Consider the following 18,052-nt stretch of genomic DNA (forward strand, 5'->3'; position numbering starts at 1 on the left):
GTTTTATGTTGAATAATCTGCATTTTCTCCACCCGGAATGGCTGTGGTTATTGCTGGTGCTGCTGCTGGTGTTGGGCATGAAATGGTTTCAGGCGCGTCAGCAAGGCGGCTGGGAACGCATTGTCGATAAGCAATTGATGCCGTTTGTGTTGAGTGGCACGGCGGGCAGTTGGGGATGGTTGCCCTTGGCTTGGCTGTCGCTGGCGTTGCTGGTGGCGATTGTGGCAATGGCAGGCCCCGCGTGGGAGAAGCGCGAAGTGCCGGTATTTCGTGATCAGCAAGCGCTGGTGGTGGCGATGGATTTTTCTGCCTCGATGTACGCGGATGATGAAAAACCCAATCGCATTACCTTGGCACGTTTCAAATTGCTCGACATTCTCAATGCGCGTCAGGATGCGCAAAACGGGTTGGTGGTGTTTGCCGGGGATGCGTTTGTGGTTTCACCGTTGACTGATGACGTTGCCACGATTCAGGAGCAAGTGAAGAATCTTGCGCCCGACATTATGCCAGCGCCCGGCAGTTTATTGACCCCGGCGATTGAACGCTCGGTCGAATTGCTGCAACAAGCGGGTATGAAAACCGGCAGTATTTTGCTGATGACGGATGGCGTAGCGGACACGGAAGCGGCGATTGCCGCAGCGGATAAGGCTTGGGGCATGGGTTACAACGTGTCCGTATTGTCATTGGGGTCGGTGGATGGTGCGGCAATACCACGTCCTAGAGGGGGCTTTTTGCTGGATAATGCGGGTAAAACCGTGATTGCGACCGTGAATCTGGATGATTTGGAACGTATTGCCAAAGCCGGTGGCGGGGTTTTCACGCAAGCGGCGTTGGGCGATGCCGATGTGAATACCTTGAGTCAGCAGTGGCAGGCACTTAGCCAGCAGCAGTTAAGCAAAAGTCAAGGTCGCCAAACCGATGCGTGGGTGAATGAAGGGTATTGGTTAGTGTTGTTGCTCTTGCCACTGGCGGCATTGACGTTTAGGCGCGGCTGGTTAGGGGCGGTATTGGTGTGCATTCTGTTGCCGCAACCGCAAACCGCGACAGCATTCAGTTGGGATGATCTATGGCTAACGCCTGACCAACAAGCACAAGAAGCGCTGGATAGCGGACAACCTGCCCGTGCTTCCGAACTTTTCCAAAACCCTGAATGGAAAGGGGCTTCGGCGTATAAAAACAAGGATTATCAAACTGCTGCACAACAGTATGCCGCGCAACAAAGCATTACCGGGCAGTACAATTACGCGAATGCGCAAGCGAAAGCGGGCAAATTTAAGGAGGCAATTACGGCCTACAAGCGCGTATTGGAAGCCGAGCCTAACCATGACGATGCGCGTCATAACCTGAAGATGGTGGAAGAGGCGCTCCAGCAACAGCAGGATCAACAACCTCAGCCCCAACAAAATTCTCAGCAAAAACAACCGCAACAGCCGCCACAAAATTCATCGGGGCAACAACCCCCACCACAAGACCAACAGGGCGAAGGTCAGCAGCAAGCGCAAGGTGCGGAAGGTCAGGATTCACAAGCGCAGCAACCCAAGAATTCGCCGGATGAAAAGCAGCAGGCGGAAGAACAAGACGCTGCCAAACAAGCTGAACAGGAAGCAGGGCAAGCCAAACAAGGCGATCAAGCAAACGAGGCTAATGACCCGCAACAGCGTGAACAAGAACAAGCCACTGAGCAATGGTTGCGGCGTATTCCTGATGATCCATCGGGTCTGTGGCGGCGCAAGTTTCAGTACCAATACCAACAACGTGGTGCGCAGGCAAGGGGTGATGAATGGTGAGATTACTCTTGATAGCATGGCTGTGGCTGCTGCCATTTGGGGCGCAAGCCGCCGCGATTATGGCACAACTTGACCGCAATCCGGTGGCGGTAGGCGACCCCGTGGTACTCACCTTTACGGCGGATGGGATAGTAGCGGGCGACCCGGATTTTTCGCCTTTAGAGCAAGATTTTGAGATACGCGGGCGTTCGCAAAGCAACAGTCTCAGCGTGGTGAACGGTGTCAGCAGCATTACCACCACGTGGGAATTGCGCTTATACCCGCGTCGTACCGGCACTGTACCGATTCCCCCGATTGCGTTTGGCGCAGATCAAAGTCAGGCGCTGGATTTGCAAGTCATGGATCAGCCACCGCCACAGGCGAACACGGGGAACTCGTCCGATATTCTCATTGAACTCACCGCTGAACCGCAGCAGCCGTATGTGCAGCAGCAAACCGTGATTACCCAACGCATGTTGCACATTACGCCGTTGCAACCGCAGGCCAGCCTCAGCCATCCCGAAGTGGAAGCGGGCAAGGGCAATATTCAGCAATTGGGTAAAACGCGCAATACGACCTTGATGCGCAACGGGCGCAATTACCAAGTGATTGAACGCCGTTACGCGCTTACCCCGCAGCAAAGCGGCACACTGACTTTGGGGCGCACGACCTTTGACGGTATTATTGATGATCAAAACAACAATGAATTTGACCCATTTGGCATGAGGGGCAAGCGCATTCGGCGTTTTTCCGAACCCTTGACGTTGCAGGTTCAAGGTCAACCCGCCAGCTATACCGGCAAGCAATGGCTACCCGCGAATAGTCTTACTCTGAATGCGCATTGGCAGACACCCGCTGATAAACTCAAGGCAGGGGAACCCGTGACTCTGACCTTGGCGATTGTGGCGGACGGTTTAGCCGCAGAACAACTGCCTAAGCTCGACATCCAAGCACCTGCGGGTATCAAGGCGTACACCGATCAGCCCGAATTGCGTAACGATCCCGGTAGCAACGGTGTCGTGGGCGTGCGTCAGGAAAAGTGGGTAGTGGTTGCCCCCTATAATGGTGAATACGCATTCCCCGGTCTGAGCATTGATTGGTGGAATACCACAACGGGTAAACAGGAAACCACCACACTTGATCCGGTGAAACTGGTAGTAACAGGTGGGCAAGCAGCTCCTGCTGCGAATACGACCACCGCAACAGAACTTAAGCAGGCAGCTCCAGCAACACCTCCGACCGCCACAACCCCGGATACGCCAGAAGTTACTGCTGGCTGGTTTGCTTGGTTTTCGTGGGACTGGTATGCCGCCGCATTGCTGATTATTTGGGGCACATTATCCGTGGGTTGGTTGCTGTGGCATTTCTGGAAAAAAGCCCAAACAACGCCTAAAAAATTTGCCAAAACCTCCTATACGCCCGCATCAGTACGCCCTCCCGACGCTAAAACTGTGTGGCAACGGCTGGAACAAGCGTGTAAGCAAAACCAACCGCAAGCCGCCCATGATGCCTTACTGCAATGGATGGAAGTCGGCTTACATCTACGCCCCGCGTTGCTGGCAAATTTGCGCGAACAAGCCCTCCCAGCGTTGCAAACCGAAATTGATGCGCTCAATGCGGTGCTCTATGGTCGCAGCAGCGGTGGCTGGCGCGGCGCAAGTTTGTGGCAAGCACTGCAAGGATTTAAGCTATCCAACGGACAGACAGCGGTGAAAACCTCGGAACTTGCTGCACTTTACCCAGACTAATCCGAACGAAATCGGGTATAAGGGTCTAAGGTGTAGGTGTTTAAATCAGCGAGGTAAAATCATGCACATGCCCATTCCAGCCGGGTTATTTTTATTGGGCGCAAGCCTATTTTCCTTGAATGCAGCGGCATTCACCGAACCCCAAGGTCATGCCAAATTGCCCATCACGTTTTCCCCCGAAACCAAGGTGAACGTGGTGGTAGAGCAGCAAGGCAATACCATTATTGCCAAACTTCCCAACGGCAAAACGCAACAATTGGGAGAGATGCCCGATGTTCCCGAAGGTAGCCAAAGCATTGACGGTTTGTTGCTGCAAGCCGATTTCAATTTTGACGGCTACGGTGACGTGGCAGTGCTAGAAGGCGTGGGTTATGGCGGTGTCAATCTGTTCTACCGCTTGCACTTGTGGAATAAAGCGCAGGGTAAATTTCAGGAATACAAAGAGCCAATCAGCAACCCCACGTTGACCCCAGAAACCAAAACACTGAGCACCGCGCAACGCTCAGGGCCACGTTGGTACAGCACGGATTACCGTTTCAATAAAGGCAAACCCTATGTGTGGTCGGAGGGTTCAATGGTGGGCACGGATGGGGATTTGTATTTCGTCAAGATCTACGATGCAGCAGGAAAAATGCTGACGAAAGTCATCGCCGATACGCAAGATTCCTCAGATGTGACGGTAAAAACACCTGCGGCTACCCGCAAAATCACCGTCGACAAAGCGGCTTTGTACGATAAGCCGGATGCCAAAACGAAAACTAAAATGTACTTGATTAAGGGCGACAAAGTGACGCTTTTGGATCATCGCGAGGGTGATGACGGTGTGGAGTGGTTTTTAGTGCGTTTTGACGGCAAAAAACGGGTGGAAAAGTGGGTGGAATGGAGCACTTTGTCGCAATAATTTTCACTTAATCACCTAGCAAAGCCTGCAAGTTAGAAATATACGCTCGCGCCGTTTCCTGGCGTTCTTCTGGCGACACGACTTTTTTGTCTTCCCATTCGAGATGTTCGGGGGGAAGTTCGTCGAGGAAGCGGCTGGGTTCAACGGTGGCGGCATCGCCGTAGCGTGAGCGTACTTTGGCGTAGCTGATGGTGAGGTTTTTCTGGGCGCGGGTAATGCCCACGTAGGCGAGGCGGCGTTCTTCTTGGATGCTGTGTTCGTCGAGGCTGTTGGCGTGTGGGAGCAGTTCTTCTTCCACTCCGATCAAAAACACGTTGGGAAACTCTAAGCCTTTGGCGGCGTGTAAGGTCATCAATGCTACGGCATCTTGTTCTTTTTCTTCGCTATTGCGCTCCAGCATATCGACTAAGCTCATGTGTGCAATAATTTCACCCAAGGTTTCTTTGCCAGCGCCATCGTCGTGGAGTTTGCGTATCCATTCGACAATTTCCCAGACATTTTTCATGCGCGATTCGGCTTGTTTGGGGGTGTTGCAGGTGTTTTTGAGCCAGTCTTCGTAGCCGGTATCGTTGATGACTTGTTTAACAATGCTGGTTGGATCGGCATTTTCAGCGGCGCGAGTGATTTCGTGCAGCCAGAAGCAGAAAGTTTCGATGCGCTGGGTGGCTTTGGCGGAGATGCGCTGGGCAAAGCCGAGTTCTTGCGCGGCGGTGAGCATACTGGTTTTACGTTCGTGGGCGTATTCTCCGAGTTTTTCCAGCGTGGAGGTGCCAATTTCGCGCTTGGGTGTGTTGATAATGCGTAAGAAAGCAGCGTCATCATCGGGGTTGGCGATCAGGCGTAGGTAGGCGAGGATGTCTTTGACTTCAGCACGCGAGAAAAACGAGGTGCCGCCGCTGATTTTATAGGCGATATTATTTTCGCGCAGGGCTTTTTCAAACAAACGGCTTTGGTGGTTGCCACGGTAGAGGATGGCAAAATCCTTGAAATCGGCGCGGTCACGGAAGCGAGCTTTGAGAATTTCACCGACAACTTTTTCGACTTCGTGTTCGGGCGTGCGGCACGGCATAATGCGGATTGGGTCGCCTTCGCCGAGGGTACTCCACAGATTTTTTTCAAATAAATGCGGATTATTGCCGATGAGTTTGTTGGCACTTTGCAAAATGCGGCTGGTGGAACGGTAGTTTTGTTCCAACTTGATCACTTTGAGCGTGGGGTAATCGGTTTGCAACTGTGCAATGTTTTCGGGGCGTGCGCCACGCCAAGCGTAGATAGATTGGTCGTCATCTCCCACGGCGGTGAGTGCGCCGCGAATACCCGCTAACAGACGAATCAGGCGGTATTGGCAGGCGTTGGTATCTTGGTATTCGTCGACCAATAGGTAGCGCAATTTGTGTTGCCAGTGTTGCAGCGCGTCGGGGTGTTGCTCGAAAAGTTGTACAGGTAAGACGATGAGGTCGTCGAAATCGACGGCGTTGTAGGCTTTGATTTGGCGTTGGTATTTTTCGTATAAAATCGCCGCGAGTTTTTCGTCGGTGGTATTTGCCAGCAGTGCGGCTTGTTCGACCGAGATGAAATCATTTTTCCAGCGTGAAATTATCCAGCGCAGGTTGTCGGCTTCTTCCACGTCTTCTTTGTGGGCGAGTTCTTTGAGGATGGCTTCGCTGTCTTGCGCATCAAGAATGCTGAAATTGGCTTTGTAGCCTAGGCGTTTGGCTTCGCGCTTGATGATGTTTAAGCCTAAGGTGTGGAAGGTGGAAACGGTCAAGCCTTTGGCTTCTTCCTTGGTCAAGAGTTGAGTGGCGCGTTCGCGCATTTCACGGGCGGCTTTATTGGTGAAGGTGATCGCCGCGATTTGGTCGGCAGAATGCACGCCTTTGCGGATCATCCAGGCGATTTTTTGGGTGATGACGCGGGTTTTGCCACTGCCAGCACCAGCGAGAACGAGGAGGGGTGAGCCGAGGTGGGTGACGGCGGCTTGTTGTTGGGGGTTTAATCCGTTCATGTTATTGGAATACTGCTTGTAGCCAGAGTGTGAATGCAGTGAGGGCTGCGGAGTCAGCAGCAAAAACGCCTGCTTGATAGGCTTTACCTGCGGATGTACCGGGCTTCTTTTGCCATGCGAGTAATGTGGAGAGGCGTGCTTTGGATAAGTGTGTGTCTTTAAACGTGCGTAAGTCGCCTAATTCACTGATTGTTTCATCAGCTTTATCTAGCAGTGCTTGCTGAATATTGTCGCTCAGGTTGTCGAGTAGTAAGTCTTCAAGCATCCCGTCAGCGCTATGTGTTGGCATAATCCATAAGCCAATGGGAGTGAATTCTTCAGGGTGAGTAAATATTTCACCTTTGAGAGGAATATTGGATAATTCAGGTATGTCGTAACCATATTCTTTCAGTACATTAGTAATTTGATCCCGACGCTTTGTGAAGCCATAGCCTTGTATTTGGGAGTCAGCATCTACCACAATGCCTAAATGAGTTAGTTCTCCTGAGGTAATTCGCTCCCATGCGGTCGGTAATGCCTGAGTACGTAATACATCAATACCATCGCTTGTGGTTTGACAGAAATTTTTTGGTGTTTTTGGTTCAATATCAACTTGTATATCTAGCTTGCACAAGAAGTGCTGAAAGAAAATACGGTCATCTTGTCCCTCAATAAGAAGGATTTTTTGTTGCTTTCTCATTAACGGATTTCCATGCCAGAATTAACAATCCAATCCAATCTATCTTCACTGTAGACATGGGCAATGATTTGTCCACGATTGGATTTACCAGCACTACGTCCCAAAGTAATAAGCTTACCGTCAACTTCTTTGTCTGCCACGGCAACCGTTGCAAATGCTGTTACCGTATCTTCGCTATGAGTTGTTGCAAATACTTGAAGGTCAAGCTCTTTTGCCAAATAGAATAATTTTTTCCATATTTCCTCCTGAATAGAGTAGTGCAAGCCATTCTCGAACTCGTCAATTAGCAAATAGCCCCCTTTTGCTCGTAACGCACTTAAAAATAGTTGCAAAACACGACTGACACCTTCACCCATTGCTTTAAGCGGAACAGCTTTGGCTTTACCTTTTATTTTAAGTACAGCAACTCGTTCATCTTTTTTTTCCGGTGATTGAACAAATATGACATTGGTAATGTCTGCATTGAAGATTGTCAGAATGTCTTTAATGATATGTTCTTCAGAGTCCAAGTAGGCAGTGTCCCACTGTTGGGCAAGATCATTCTCATGGGCAAGTTGGCTCTTAACCATTGCAAATGGTTGTTGATGCTCTCTTATATCAGAGTCATTATCAGAGAGACTTGCTTCTGATGTGTATATCTCACCAATATTTTCATCATATTCGGTAAAAAGGCTAAGTGTTTTTTTATCACTTTTAATAATGATGTTTTTCTTATTATCTTGGTAAATAGAACCATTGAAAAATTCATGGCGTTTATTTAAAAGATTTTTTATAGATTTTGTTGAGCCGTCTTGTGCAAAAATAGAAATTGCCTCCAACAGCGTACTCTTACCACTATTATTCCTCCCCACGATAAGGTTCACCCGCCCTAGCGAGGGAATGGTCAAGTCTTCAAAGCAGCGGAAATTTTTGATGTGTAAGCTGTCGAGCATGGCGTGTATCCTTCATCCATAAGTCCCCAAACTATAGCAAGTTTCGTGCAGGCACGGTAACAAGTGGATGTATAATGCGCGGCATGAAAAACATTGCAAGCCTGACTGATCTGAACTTTCACCATGTGCTGGCGGAAACACACGGCGCGGCACTGGTATTTTTTACTGCCCCTAACTGTGGCGCGTGCCGCAATCTCAAGTTGGCACTGAGTAGGTATTTGCATGAATACCCCGCTTTGCCAATGTTTGAGGTGGATGCTGTTCACAACGGTGGGCTGGTCAACGCGCTGGATATTTTTCACCTGCCTGCAATGTTTCTGTACGTTGATGGTCATTACCACTGTGAATTGCATTGTGAACCCTTGCCCGCCCGGATTCACACGGCGCTTCAAACTGCATTGGCGCGGCCTGCCGAGGATGAACCTTGAACATAGACTTAGAAACTGGCTTATTGGACAGCGCTCGCCAATGCCCATCCCCTAACCACGACGAACGCCCGCAAGGTTGCATCCCTGAGTTAATTGTCTTGCACAATATTAGCCTGCCACCCTACGAATTTGGTGGGCCGTGGATTGATCACTTATTTACCAATCAACTTGACCCTGAGGCGCACCCATTTTTTGCCGAAATTTGTCACTTGCGGGTAGCCAGTCATCTGTTAGTCAGGCGAAATGGCGAGCTTGTCCAGTATGTGCCCTTCCATAAACGCGCTTTTCACGCGGGTGTGTCAAACTATCAGGGAAGAAGTCAATGCAATGATTTTTCGATAGGTATTGAAATCGAAGGGTCAGACTTTGAGCCATTTACGGCGGCACAATACACGCAATTGGAAATGTTACTGCCCGTTTTGGTTGACGCTTATCCGGGATTAAGTTTGAAGCACATTACGGGGCATGAGCATATTGCGCCAGGGCGTAAAACCGATCCGGGGCCATTTTTTGACTGGAGGCGTTTGAGTGATGCGCTAGGTGTGGTGCTGCCTGCCTGAATATTGTTAGCCAGTTGTTGTATAAATCCAACACTAGGGGGTAGAAAATATTCAATGTGGTGAAAACCTAGCATTCTTCCTATACTGAAGAGGTGTCACACGCATATGACGTATTGCTTGCCCCACATAACCATCATTAATTGAGGGAACCCCATGAAAACGAATTTTATACCGTCTTGTTTTTCTGTTCAGCTCTGCCGCACTTTGCTACTGCTTCCTTTGCTGTTGAGCAGTGTTGCTGTTTGCGCAGAAACGGCTACACCCCCTGACGGCGCTGTAACGCCACTCCCGACGGGCGCTTGTCCACTTAACAGTGGTGGGCCTTCATTGCTGGATACAGAGTGGCGTTTGCTGTCAGTTTATGGCAATAAAGTTCCCAGTGAGTTAGTTATCAGCATGAAGGTCGGTGAGGTAGCACTCACGGGTTCAGGCGGGTGCAATGAATACGAGGCTGATTTCAAACGGGTCGGGCATACCGGCTTTATGATTACAGGCGTTGACAAGGGGCGCTCAGGTTGCCCAATCTTGCGTCCTGGTTCAGGTCAGCAAACTATCAATGTAGGGGATTGGGAAGGTGCTTATTTGCGCACGTTGCAACGGGCTGGCAGCGTAGAAACAATTGGCAATACCCTGCATTTTTATAACCGCAGCGGCGAGCCTTCAGTCATCTTCGGTAAGAAGTTCGGCAGTGCAGATGCTGATAAACCCGACGCTGAATTGCCTGCTGAAGAAAAGCCACCTGCTGCTACGGGCTGATTCAATTAAAACCGCGTAGGTTGAGACTGAAAACAGTGGTATGCTATAACGCCTTTTTAGCTTTCAACGTGCAGGAGAAAAGCGACATGTTTTCCAGCCAGATGACAATCGCAGGTTACGATGATGAATTGTGGAGTGCCATGCAGTCCGAAGTGCGCCGTCAGGAAGAGCACATTGAGCTGATTGCATCCGAAAACTACGCCAGCCCGCGTGTTATGGAAGCGCAGGGTTCGGTGCTGACCAACAAATACGCGGAAGGCTATCCTGCCAAGCGCTATTACGGTGGTTGTGAATACGTCGATATTGCCGAGCAGCTTGCGATTGAGCGTGCGAAGCAATTGTTTGGCGCGGATTATGCCAATGTGCAACCGCATTCCGGTTCACAAGCCAATGCAGCGGTTTACATGGCACTGCTAAACCCCGGCGATACCGTGTTAGGCATGAGCCTTGCGCACGGCGGGCATTTGACGCATGGCGCAAAAGTCAACTTCTCCGGCAAGATTTACAATGCAGTTCAGTACGGCATTACCGACGAAGGCTACATTGATTATGCCGAAGTCGAGCGTTTAGCTTTGGAGCACAAGCCTAAAATGATCGTGGCGGGGTTTTCGGCGTATTCCCGTGTGATTGATTGGGGCAAATTCCGTGAAATCGCGGATAAAGTCGGCGCGTACTTGCTGGTCGATATGGCGCACGTGGCGGGTTTGGTTGCTGCTGGCGTTTATCCCAGCCCGGTACAAATTGCTGACGTGACCACTTCTACCACGCACAAAACCCTACGGGGGCCTCGTGGCGGCATTATTCTGGCAAAAGCTAACCCTGAGTTGGAAAAGAAATTCAACTCGCTGGTATTCCCCGGCATTCAAGGCGGCCCCTTGATGCACGTTATCGCGGCAAAAGCGGTAGCGTTCAAGGAAGCATTAGAGCCTGAATTCACCGTTTACCAACAGCAAGTAGCGAAAAACGCCAAAATCATGGCAGAAACCTTGATGGGGCGTGGCTACAAGATTGTATCGGGTGGCACGGACAACCATTTAATGCTGATTGATTTAATCGACAAAGGCATTACGGGTAAGGCGGCGGATGCGGCTTTAAGTGCGGCGAATATCACGGTCAACAAAAACTCGGTGCCGAATGACCCACAATCGCCGTTCGTCACCAGCGGCATTCGTATTGGCACACCTGCGATTACCACCCGTGGTTTTAAGGAAGTCGAGTGTACCCAGTTGGCGAACTGGATTGCGGATGTGTTGGATAACGTGGAAGATACCGCTACCATCAACCGGGTGAAAGGGCAAGTACTCAGCATTTGTGAGCGTTTCCCGGTCTACGGTTCCAGCACGTTTGGCGACCACCCGGCGTAAGCACGGATGCGTTGCCCCTTTTGCGGCGCAGATGACACGCGGGTCGTTGACTCGCGTTTAGCCAATGACGGCGACCAAGTGCGCCGTCGGCGGCGTTGTTCGGCTTGCGATGAGCGTTTCACCACTTACGAAGTGGCGGAATTGACCATGCCGCGTGTGATTAAATCCAATGCAGCGCGTGAGCCCTTCGACGATGACAAATTGCGCGGCGGTATTATGCGAGCATTGGAAAAGCGTCCGGTGTCGATTGACCGTATCGAAGCGGCATTAACGCATATTCGCAAACGCATTTTGATTAGCGGGGAACGCGAAGTGCCTTCCTCCATGATCGGTGAACTGGTGATGGATGAATTGCGTCAATTGGATGAAGTCGCCTACATCCGTTTTGCGTCGGTGTACCGCCGCTTTGATGCAATTGAAGAGTTCCGCAGCATGATCGAGCATCTGGAAAGTGACCCCACTTCCGAGCAACGTAATCGCCAAATCAATTTACTGCCGATTCCCCCCAAAGCATGAATTTTACCCCTGACGACCACCGTTACATGGCATATGCGCTGCAACTGGCGCGACGCGGCTGGTATACCACGCAACCGAATCCGCGTGTTGGCTGTGTGATTGTGCGCAATGGTCAAATTGTCGGCGAGGGTTGGCATGAACGTGCCGGTGAACCCCACGCCGAAATCCACGCCTTGCGCATGGCAGGCGATGCCGCGCGTGATGCCGATGTCTACGTCACACTTGAACCTTGTTCGCATTATGGGCGTACTCCGCCGTGTGCCAATGCCTTGCTGCAAGCGGGGGTCGCACGGGTCGTCGCTGCCATGGTTGACCCGAATCCATTGGTGGCAGGCGATGGTTTGAAATTATTACGTGATGCAGGAATTAGCACCGCGTCCGGTTTGTTGGAAAGCGAAGCGCGTGCCTTGAACCCCGGTTTCATTTCTCGCATGGAACGTCATCGTCCGTATGTGCGCGTGAAAATGGCAATGAGTTTGGATGGGCGTACCGCGATGGAATCGGGCGAAAGCGTGTGGATTACCGGCGCAGCGGCGCGGCGTGATGTGCAATTGCTACGGGCGCAGGCGGGCGCTATTTTAACCGGCATTGGCACGGTGTTGGCGGACGATCCATCGTTGAATGTTCGCCTAACATCGGACGAGTTGGGGATTGTGGGTGACGTGCGTCAGCCGATTCGGGTGGTGCTGGATTCGGCTTTACAATTCCCGCTGAACGCTAAGCTGCTCGAATTACCGGGTGAAATTCGGGTATATACGTGCAGTAATGACGCGCAAAAGATAGCGCTGTTGGAGCAAGCTGGGGTGATTGTCCGCCATTTTACGGGTCAACAGTTGCATTTGCCCGAAGTTATGACGGCTTTGGTCGCGGATGGAATTACCGAAGTTCACGTCGAAGCGGGTGCAACACTGGCGGGGGCGCTAGTGGAACAAGGCTTAGCAGATGAATTAGTTATCTACCTTGCGCCTCATCTGATGGGGTCTAGCGCCCGCCCTTTATTCCAGTTACCGGCGATTGCTCAGATGAGCGACCGTATTCCGCTGGAAATTCGCGATATTCGCGCAGTGGGGCAAGATTGGCGTATCATTGCCAGCCTGAAACCAGAGGTGAAAAACTGATGTTTACCGGCATTATTGAATCCATCGGCACAATCCGCGACATGCAGCCCAAAGGTGGCGATATGCGCCTAACGATTGCAACCGGCAAGTTGGACATGAGTGATGTGGCACTGGGCGATAGCATTGCAGTCAATGGCGTGTGTTTGACGGCGGTGGCGTTGGATAGTGGCAGTTTTAGCGCGGATGTTTCGCGCGAAACTTTGTCCTTAACCAGTCTTGGGCATTTGGCTCGCGGTTCCAAGGTCAATCTGGAAAAAGCCTTAACCTTGCAAACCCGCCTCGGTGGTCATTTGGTCAGCGGGCATGTGGACGGTTTGGGCGAAGTGATTAGCCGCCATGACGATGCGCGTTCGGTGCGGTTCAGTATCCGCGCTCCGGCACAGTTGGCAAAGTACATTGCCGCGAAAGGCTCGATCACCATGGATGGCACTAGCCTGACTGTCAATAAGGTCGAGGGCAGCACCTTTGAACTCAATATCGTGCCGCACACCTTGAGCGAAACCATTATCGCCGATTACCGCAGCGGCACAGCGGTTAATCTGGAAGTCGATGTCATTGCCCGCTACCTTGAACGTTTGTTGCTGGGTGATAACGCTGCTGAGATGACGCCTCACAGCGGTGCGATTACCGAAGCATTCCTTGCCGAACACGGCTTTATGAAGTGAGAAACCATGCAATTCAACACCACAGAAGAGATTCTTAAAGACCTCGCCGCAGGCAAAATGGTCGTTATCGTTGACGACGAAGACCGCGAAAATGAAGGCGATTTGTTAATGGTGGCGTCGCTCACCCGCCCCGAAGACATTAATTTCATGGTGAAGGAAGGGCGTGGTTTGGTGTGCCTGACCTTGACCCGCGAGCGTTGCAAGCAATTGAATTTGCCGCTGATGATTTCCGCGACGGATGAAGAACACCGCACCAATTTCACCGTGTCGATTGAAGCCGCTGAAGGCGTCACGACCGGCATTTCGGCTTATGATCGGGCGCACACGGTGCGTACTGCGGTGGCACCGAATGCGAAACCTACCGATATTGAGCAGCCAGGGCATATTTTCCCGTTGATGGCACAGCCCGGTGGCGTATTGACCCGTGCTGGGCATACCGAGGCGGGTTGCGATTTGGCGCGTTTGGCAGGGTTTGAACCGGCGGCGACGATTGTCGAAATTCTCAACGAAGACGGCACGATGGCACGTCGCCCTGACTTGGAGATTTTCGCCGAAAAGCACGGTTTGAAAATGGGCAGCATCGAAGACCTGATTCGCTACCGCGTGCAACATGAAAAAACGGTTGAGCGCGTGTTTGAAAAAGAGGTGCAAACCGAATACGGCGCATTCCATTTAGTCGCGTATCAGGAACAAGCCAAGCATGACATTCATTTAGCACTCGTCAAAGGTGACATCGGTGCTGACGATACGGTGCTGGTGCGGGTGCATTTGGAAAATGAATTGTGCGACCTGTTGGCATTGGCAGAACCGGGTTGCGGCTGGCCATTACGTGGCGTGATGCAGCGGATTGAACGCGAAGGCAAGGGTGTGATTGTTATCTTGCGCGAACCGATTCAGACGCAAGATGTGCTGAAACGTTTGAAAGGGTTTGAATTTCAAGCAGTAGTGCAGGACAATACCCGTTCTTCACCGGCTGAATTAAAAACCTACGGTATTGGTGCGCAAATCTTGTCGGATTTGGGCGTACACCGGATGCGTGTCATGAGTGCGCCGCGCCGTTTGCACGGCATTGCTGGTTTCGGTTTAGAAATTGTGGATTATGTTCAGGATTAAGTGTCATTTTGCTCCCTGAGCGGGGCCGAAGGGATTCTTATAGCGTTCTTTAATAATGAGTTTAGGATGGTTCAATGAGCTTCAATGTCATCGAAGGTGATTTTGCACCCCAAGAAGCCAAGTACGGCATCGTCGTCGCGCGTTTCAACAGTTTTATCGTCGAAAGCCTGCTGGCAGGCGCGGTGGATGCGCTCAAGCGTCATGGCGGTGTGAAAGAGGAAGACATCGACGTGGTGCGCGTTCCGGGGGCGTATGAACTCCCGTTAGTGGCGCAGGCGATGGCGGCAAACGGTGATTACGATGCCATTATTGCCTTGGGTGCGGTTATTCGTGGCAGTACCCCGCATTTTGATTACGTGGCGGGCGAAGCCTCCAAAGGCTTGGCGCAAGTGGGTTTGAGCCATGAATTGCCGATTATTTTTGGCGTATTGACCACGGATACCATTGAGCAATCCATCGAACGTGCTGGTACCAAAGCAGGCAATAAAGGCGCTGAAGCAGCATTGTCGGCGATTGAAATGGTTTCCTTGCTGCGTAAGATTAGGAAATAAACACAAATGGCAGGACACAAACCCCTCTCGGAGTCCCAGCAATTAATCGCTCGTCGCCGTGTGGCGCGGCGTTTAGCGATGCAAGGGACTTACCAGTGGTTGATTACCGGCAACGGTTTCCACGATATTTATGTGTATTTTCAGGAAGAAAAGGAATTAGCAGCGGATTTTCGCAAGTGTGACGCAGCATTTTTTCACAAGCTGATGCGTTGCGCGATTGAGGGGGGCGAAGAACTGGAAAATCGGATTACGCCGTATCTGGATCGTAAATTAGCGCAAGTTGACCCGATTGAACACGCGGTATTGCGGGTGGCAACCTGTGAGTTACTCAATCATCTGGAAACGCCTTACAAAGTCGTGGTCAACGAATACGTGAATCTGGCGAAAAAGTACGGCGCGGAACAGGCGCATAAGTTCGTCAATGGTGTATTGGATAAAGTTGCGACGCAAATTCGTCCAGTGGAGTCTGAAGCCAACCGTTAATGAGGGCTTGCTGCAAAAACCTTCCATCGGCTCTACACATTTTCTGCACATCTTGCGGTTATGCTTATCAAGGTATTTAACTAAAAGATAAATAGGAGTGTGGCGCACTATGAGCCTGACAACAATGATCAAAGATGATAGCAAATTCCCCCTGCTGTTCCGACAGGGGTTACGCTCGCGGCGTTTGTGTACCTCGCAAGCGCAACGTGGGGAACGAATGCAGCGTTGGCAACATCGGCTAGAACGCTTATTTGCTCGACAGGTGTATTGAAACCGCGTTTCGTTTAGTATTCAGTATTCCAACGAATAGGACGAATGACTGTTTATGCTAAAGCGAATGTTGCCTCTTTTGTTGACGACACTGTTGTTACCAGCCTGTAGTGGCGTTCCCGGTGTGGTTGAGCAGCCCAAAATATCCATCCAAAACGTCAGCTTGCAAGAAATTTCTTTGACGCAAGGCACGGCGGTGGTGACACTCAATGTCGCTAATCCAAATGCTTTCCCGATTCCATTACAGGGCATCCAATACGGTTTGAGCTTGAACGGGCATCCCGTTGCCAGTGGCGATCAAAACCAAGGCATGAGCATTGGCGCACGTCAGGAAGTACCGATCAATATCCCGGTTAAGCTGGATTTTATGCAATTGCTGCAACTCGCACCGGAAGCGATGAAAACGCGCAGCCTGCGCTACGATTTGACGGGCGCGGTGAAATTGCCGTTTATCAGCGTGCCGTTCCAACGTCAAGGCGGGGTAGGGGTGCGTCAATGAGCATCAAATCCGACCATTGGATTCGCCGCATGGCAACTGAAACGAACATGATTGAGCCGTTCGAGTCGGGGCAAGTGCGTTCCGTGAATGGCGAAAAAATTGTCTCTTACGGCACATCCAGCTACGGCTACGACGTGCGTTGCGCCAACGAATTCAAGATTTTCACCAATATCAATAGCACCATCGTTGATCCGAAGAACTTTGATGAAAAGAGCTTTGTGGATTTTAAAGGTGATGTTTGCATTATCCCGCCGAACTCGTTTGCACTGGCGCGGACGGTGGAATATTTCCGCATTCCGCGTAGCACCTTGGTGGTGTGTTTGGGAAAATCGACGTATGCACGTTGTTTTCGCGGTGATACCCGTGTTGCTTTAGTCGATGGCTCTTCTCCAACCTTGGAAGAAATGGCAGTACGTGCCGAGCAGGGTGAATTGTTCTGGGGTTATAGCATTGGTGCAAACGGTCGTTTGATTGTGGCACAACTGGAAGCCCCGCGTTATGTGGGGCGTGATAGCCTCATTGAAGTTGGGTTAGATAATGGTAAAAGTATTTTCGCTACCCCTGACCATTTATTTATGCTGCGTGATGGGCGTTGGATCGCGGCGGGTGAATTAGCAGCGGGAACGTCGTTGATGCCATTATATCGGCAGTTGGCGCGTGGTTATGAAATGGTATACCAACCGTTGAACGGGCATTTGTATCCCACGCACCGTTTGGCTGATGAGTGGAATTTACGGAATGGCTTGTATGCTGATGTGCCAAACACCCATCGCCATCATGTCGATATTGACCGTTTAAATAATAATCCTTGGAATATTGTCCGTATGGATGCCGGAGCACATATTCGGCTGCACAATGCGGAAAACTACGGTGAGGAGTTTGACCCTGACGAACACAGTGCATCCATCCGTGCCGCATTGCATGAACGTATGCAAAATCCTGAATGGGCAGAACGTTATTCTAGCTTGCAAAGTGAACGAGCTAGTCGTTTCTGGCACGATGATGTTTATGCTGCTCAACGTGCAGAATTATTAGCAGCGCGTTGCAATCCCTCGGATGCTACTCGACAGGCTCATCGTGAGGCGATGCTTGCCCGTTATCAGGATCATGCAGAGCGAGTGAGGCAAAGTGAACGGATGAAAGCTGTTTGGGAGCAGGCTAATCCTGATAGACATCAACGTCAGGCTGAATTGGCGCGAAATTTGCGTTTGCGTACTGAGATTACTGATGAAATCGTGAAAGAGGCATTGCATCAAACGGGATCAATTCGAGGAGCAGCACGTTTATTAGAATGTGATCGTGCTGTATTCCGGCGTTTCCCGCATATTATTGATGCGTTCCGAGGTGTGAGCCGTGAAGGTCAGCAAAACCATAAAGTGACACATGTTCGTCCTGTTGCAGGTGATCACGATGTGTTCTGTTCGACCGTTCCTGAAGCGGGAAATTTTGCGTTGGATAATGGCGTTTTCGTCCACAACTGCGGAATAATTGTGAATGTAACGCCTTTAGAACCCGAATGGGAAGGCCACGTTACCTTGGAATTCTCCAACACAACGACGTTACCCGCGAAAATCTACGCCAACGAAGGCGTGGCGCAGATGCTGTTCTTCGAGTCGGATGAAGTTTGCTCCACGTCCTACAAAGATCGTGGTGGCAAGTACCAAGGGCAAACCGGCGTTACCCTGCCGAAGACGTAGC

18 protein-coding genes and 3 pseudogenes are annotated in these 18,052 nt (G+C 51.0%); 18 read left to right on the top strand and 3 right to left on the bottom strand.

All coding sequences use genetic code 11. The annotated features are described in order from the left end of the window. Positions 1-5: 5 nt before the first annotated feature. The 3 genes from L3K52_11010 to L3K52_11020 all read left to right on the top strand — a co-directional run bounded on the left by L3K52_11010 (position 6) and on the right by L3K52_11020 (position 4,415). A complete protein-coding gene (locus L3K52_11010; GenBank protein ID UOG90731.1) occupies positions 6-1,787 on the top strand; it encodes a VWA domain-containing protein in 1,782 nt (593 codons plus the stop codon). Next, positions 1,781-3,514 carry a BatD family protein gene (locus L3K52_11015; protein ID UOG90732.1) on the top strand — a complete coding sequence of 578 codons (1,734 nt, stop codon included), beginning with the start codon at positions 1,781-1,783 and terminating at the stop codon, positions 3,512-3,514. Before L3K52_11010 ends, L3K52_11015 begins: the two co-directional genes overlap by 7 nt. Before the next feature lie 61 nt (positions 3,515-3,575). Next, positions 3,576-4,415, top strand: coding sequence for a hypothetical protein (locus L3K52_11020; GenBank protein UOG90733.1), 840 nt, complete (start codon positions 3,576-3,578; stop codon positions 4,413-4,415). A 7-nt stretch (positions 4,416-4,422) separates the two neighbouring features. Here L3K52_11020 and rep read toward each other — a convergent pair whose 3' ends face one another. From rep to L3K52_11035, 3 genes are read right to left on the bottom strand one after another with little or no spacing between them, the layout of a single operon-like run. Beyond that, complete coding sequence (gene rep / locus L3K52_11025; GenBank protein UOG90734.1) at positions 4,423-6,420, bottom strand: DNA helicase Rep; 1,998 nt, start codon at positions 6,418-6,420, stop codon at positions 4,423-4,425. Between the two features lies 1 nt (position 6,421). Continuing rightward, on the bottom strand, positions 6,422-7,099 hold the full coding sequence (locus L3K52_11030; GenBank protein UOG90735.1) for a hypothetical protein: 678 nt from the start codon (positions 7,097-7,099) through the stop codon (positions 6,422-6,424). Then, positions 7,099-8,031 (bottom strand): ATP-binding protein, encoded by a 933-nt coding sequence (locus L3K52_11035; GenBank protein ID UOG90736.1) that lies wholly within the window; start codon positions 8,029-8,031, stop codon positions 7,099-7,101. The genes L3K52_11030 and L3K52_11035 overlap by 1 nt, the downstream gene beginning before the upstream one ends. 83 nt (positions 8,032-8,114) lie before the next feature. Here L3K52_11035 and L3K52_11040 point away from each other — a divergent pair, with 83 nt between their 5' ends. The 15 genes and pseudogenes from L3K52_11040 to L3K52_11110 all read left to right on the top strand — a co-directional run bounded on the left by L3K52_11040 (position 8,115) and on the right by L3K52_11110 (position 18,051). Then, on the top strand, positions 8,115-8,459 hold the full coding sequence (locus tag L3K52_11040) for a protein disulfide isomerase family protein (GenBank protein UOG90737.1): 345 nt from the start codon (positions 8,115-8,117) through the stop codon (positions 8,457-8,459). Beyond that, a complete protein-coding gene (gene ampD, locus L3K52_11045; GenBank protein ID UOG90738.1) occupies positions 8,456-9,019 on the top strand; it encodes a 1,6-anhydro-N-acetylmuramyl-L-alanine amidase AmpD in 564 nt (187 codons plus the stop codon). Before L3K52_11040 ends, ampD begins: the two co-directional genes overlap by 4 nt. A 153-nt stretch (positions 9,020-9,172) precedes the next feature. Beyond that, the gene (locus tag L3K52_11050) at positions 9,173-9,775 is read left to right on the top strand and encodes an META domain-containing protein (GenBank protein UOG90739.1); all 603 of its coding nucleotides are present in this window, start codon (positions 9,173-9,175) and stop codon (positions 9,773-9,775) included. A gap of 86 nt (positions 9,776-9,861) precedes the next feature. Continuing rightward, positions 9,862-11,139 carry a serine hydroxymethyltransferase gene (locus L3K52_11055; protein ID UOG90740.1) on the top strand — a complete coding sequence of 426 codons (1,278 nt, stop codon included), beginning with the start codon at positions 9,862-9,864 and terminating at the stop codon, positions 11,137-11,139. Between the two features lie 6 nt (positions 11,140-11,145). Beyond that, a complete protein-coding gene (nrdR, locus tag L3K52_11060) occupies positions 11,146-11,655 on the top strand; it encodes a transcriptional regulator NrdR (GenBank protein ID UOG90741.1) in 510 nt (169 codons plus the stop codon). Further along, on the top strand, positions 11,652-12,773 hold the full coding sequence (ribD, locus tag L3K52_11065; protein UOG90742.1) for a bifunctional diaminohydroxyphosphoribosylaminopyrimidine deaminase/5-amino-6-(5-phosphoribosylamino)uracil reductase RibD: 1,122 nt from the start codon (positions 11,652-11,654) through the stop codon (positions 12,771-12,773). The genes nrdR and ribD overlap by 4 nt, the downstream gene beginning before the upstream one ends. After that, positions 12,773-13,438, top strand: a complete 666-nt coding sequence (locus tag L3K52_11070) for a riboflavin synthase (protein UOG90743.1) — start codon at positions 12,773-12,775, stop codon at positions 13,436-13,438. The genes ribD and L3K52_11070 overlap by 1 nt, the downstream gene beginning before the upstream one ends. A gap of 6 nt (positions 13,439-13,444) precedes the next feature. Beyond that, positions 13,445-14,551, top strand: a complete 1,107-nt coding sequence (gene ribB / locus L3K52_11075; GenBank protein UOG90744.1) for a 3,4-dihydroxy-2-butanone-4-phosphate synthase — start codon at positions 13,445-13,447, stop codon at positions 14,549-14,551. 74 nt (positions 14,552-14,625) lie between these two features. After that, positions 14,626-15,102: a 6,7-dimethyl-8-ribityllumazine synthase gene (gene ribE, locus L3K52_11080; protein ID UOG90745.1), complete on the top strand. Its 477-nt coding sequence runs from the start codon at positions 14,626-14,628 to the stop codon at positions 15,100-15,102. Between the two features lie 6 nt (positions 15,103-15,108). Further along, positions 15,109-15,585: a transcription antitermination factor NusB gene (gene nusB / locus L3K52_11085; GenBank protein ID UOG90746.1), complete on the top strand. Its 477-nt coding sequence runs from the start codon at positions 15,109-15,111 to the stop codon at positions 15,583-15,585. 109 nt (positions 15,586-15,694) lie between these two features. Then, the gene (locus tag L3K52_11090; protein UOG90747.1) at positions 15,695-15,856 is read left to right on the top strand and encodes a hypothetical protein; all 162 of its coding nucleotides are present in this window, start codon (positions 15,695-15,697) and stop codon (positions 15,854-15,856) included. A 54-nt stretch (positions 15,857-15,910) separates the two neighbouring features. Beyond that, positions 15,911-16,354 (top strand): LEA type 2 family protein, encoded by a 444-nt coding sequence (locus L3K52_11095; GenBank protein ID UOG90748.1) that lies wholly within the window; start codon positions 15,911-15,913, stop codon positions 16,352-16,354. After that, positions 16,351-16,701 (top strand): annotated as a pseudogene (locus L3K52_11100) (dCTP deaminase). The gene L3K52_11095 and the pseudogene L3K52_11100 overlap by 4 nt, the downstream one beginning before the upstream one ends. A 57-nt stretch (positions 16,702-16,758) precedes the next feature. After that, positions 16,759-17,802 (top strand): annotated as a pseudogene (locus L3K52_11105) (dCTP deaminase). Between the two features lie 30 nt (positions 17,803-17,832). Then, positions 17,833-18,051, top strand: a pseudogene (locus L3K52_11110) (dCTP deaminase). The last annotated feature ends 1 nt before the right edge of the window (position 18,052 follow it).

The sequence above is a fragment of the Candidatus Thiothrix sulfatifontis genome (assembly GCA_022828425.1).
GTDB lineage: Bacteria > Pseudomonadota > Gammaproteobacteria > Thiotrichales > Thiotrichaceae > Thiothrix > Thiothrix sulfatifontis.

Excerpts from the sequence above, each read along its gene's own strand:
- L3K52_11010 (UOG90731.1), top strand. The coding sequence starts at position 6 with ATGTTGAATAATCTGCATTTTCTCCACCCGGAATGGCTGTGGTTATTG.
- L3K52_11050 (UOG90739.1), top strand. The coding sequence starts at position 9,173 with ATGAAAACGAATTTTATACCGTCTTGTTTTTCTGTTCAGCTCTGCCGC.
- L3K52_11040 (UOG90737.1), top strand. The coding sequence starts at position 8,115 with ATGAAAAACATTGCAAGCCTGACTGATCTGAACTTTCACCATGTGCTG.
- rep (UOG90734.1), bottom strand. The coding sequence starts at position 6,420 with ATGAACGGATTAAACCCCCAACAACAAGCCGCCGTCACCCACCTCGGC.
- L3K52_11035 (UOG90736.1), bottom strand. The coding sequence starts at position 8,031 with ATGCTCGACAGCTTACACATCAAAAATTTCCGCTGCTTTGAAGACTTG.
- nusB (UOG90746.1), top strand. The coding sequence starts at position 15,109 with ATGGCAGGACACAAACCCCTCTCGGAGTCCCAGCAATTAATCGCTCGT.
- L3K52_11095 (UOG90748.1), top strand. The coding sequence starts at position 15,911 with ATGCTAAAGCGAATGTTGCCTCTTTTGTTGACGACACTGTTGTTACCA.
- L3K52_11015 (UOG90732.1), top strand. The coding sequence starts at position 1,781 with ATGGTGAGATTACTCTTGATAGCATGGCTGTGGCTGCTGCCATTTGGG.
- ribB (UOG90744.1), top strand. The coding sequence starts at position 13,445 with ATGCAATTCAACACCACAGAAGAGATTCTTAAAGACCTCGCCGCAGGC.
- L3K52_11070 (UOG90743.1), top strand. The coding sequence starts at position 12,773 with ATGTTTACCGGCATTATTGAATCCATCGGCACAATCCGCGACATGCAG.
- nrdR (UOG90741.1), top strand. The coding sequence starts at position 11,146 with ATGCGTTGCCCCTTTTGCGGCGCAGATGACACGCGGGTCGTTGACTCG.
- ribD (UOG90742.1), top strand. The coding sequence starts at position 11,652 with ATGAATTTTACCCCTGACGACCACCGTTACATGGCATATGCGCTGCAA.
- L3K52_11030 (UOG90735.1), bottom strand. The coding sequence starts at position 7,099 with ATGAGAAAGCAACAAAAAATCCTTCTTATTGAGGGACAAGATGACCGT.
- L3K52_11020 (UOG90733.1), top strand. The coding sequence starts at position 3,576 with ATGCACATGCCCATTCCAGCCGGGTTATTTTTATTGGGCGCAAGCCTA.
- L3K52_11090 (UOG90747.1), top strand. The coding sequence starts at position 15,695 with ATGAGCCTGACAACAATGATCAAAGATGATAGCAAATTCCCCCTGCTG.
- L3K52_11055 (UOG90740.1), top strand. The coding sequence starts at position 9,862 with ATGTTTTCCAGCCAGATGACAATCGCAGGTTACGATGATGAATTGTGG.
- ribE (UOG90745.1), top strand. The coding sequence starts at position 14,626 with ATGAGCTTCAATGTCATCGAAGGTGATTTTGCACCCCAAGAAGCCAAG.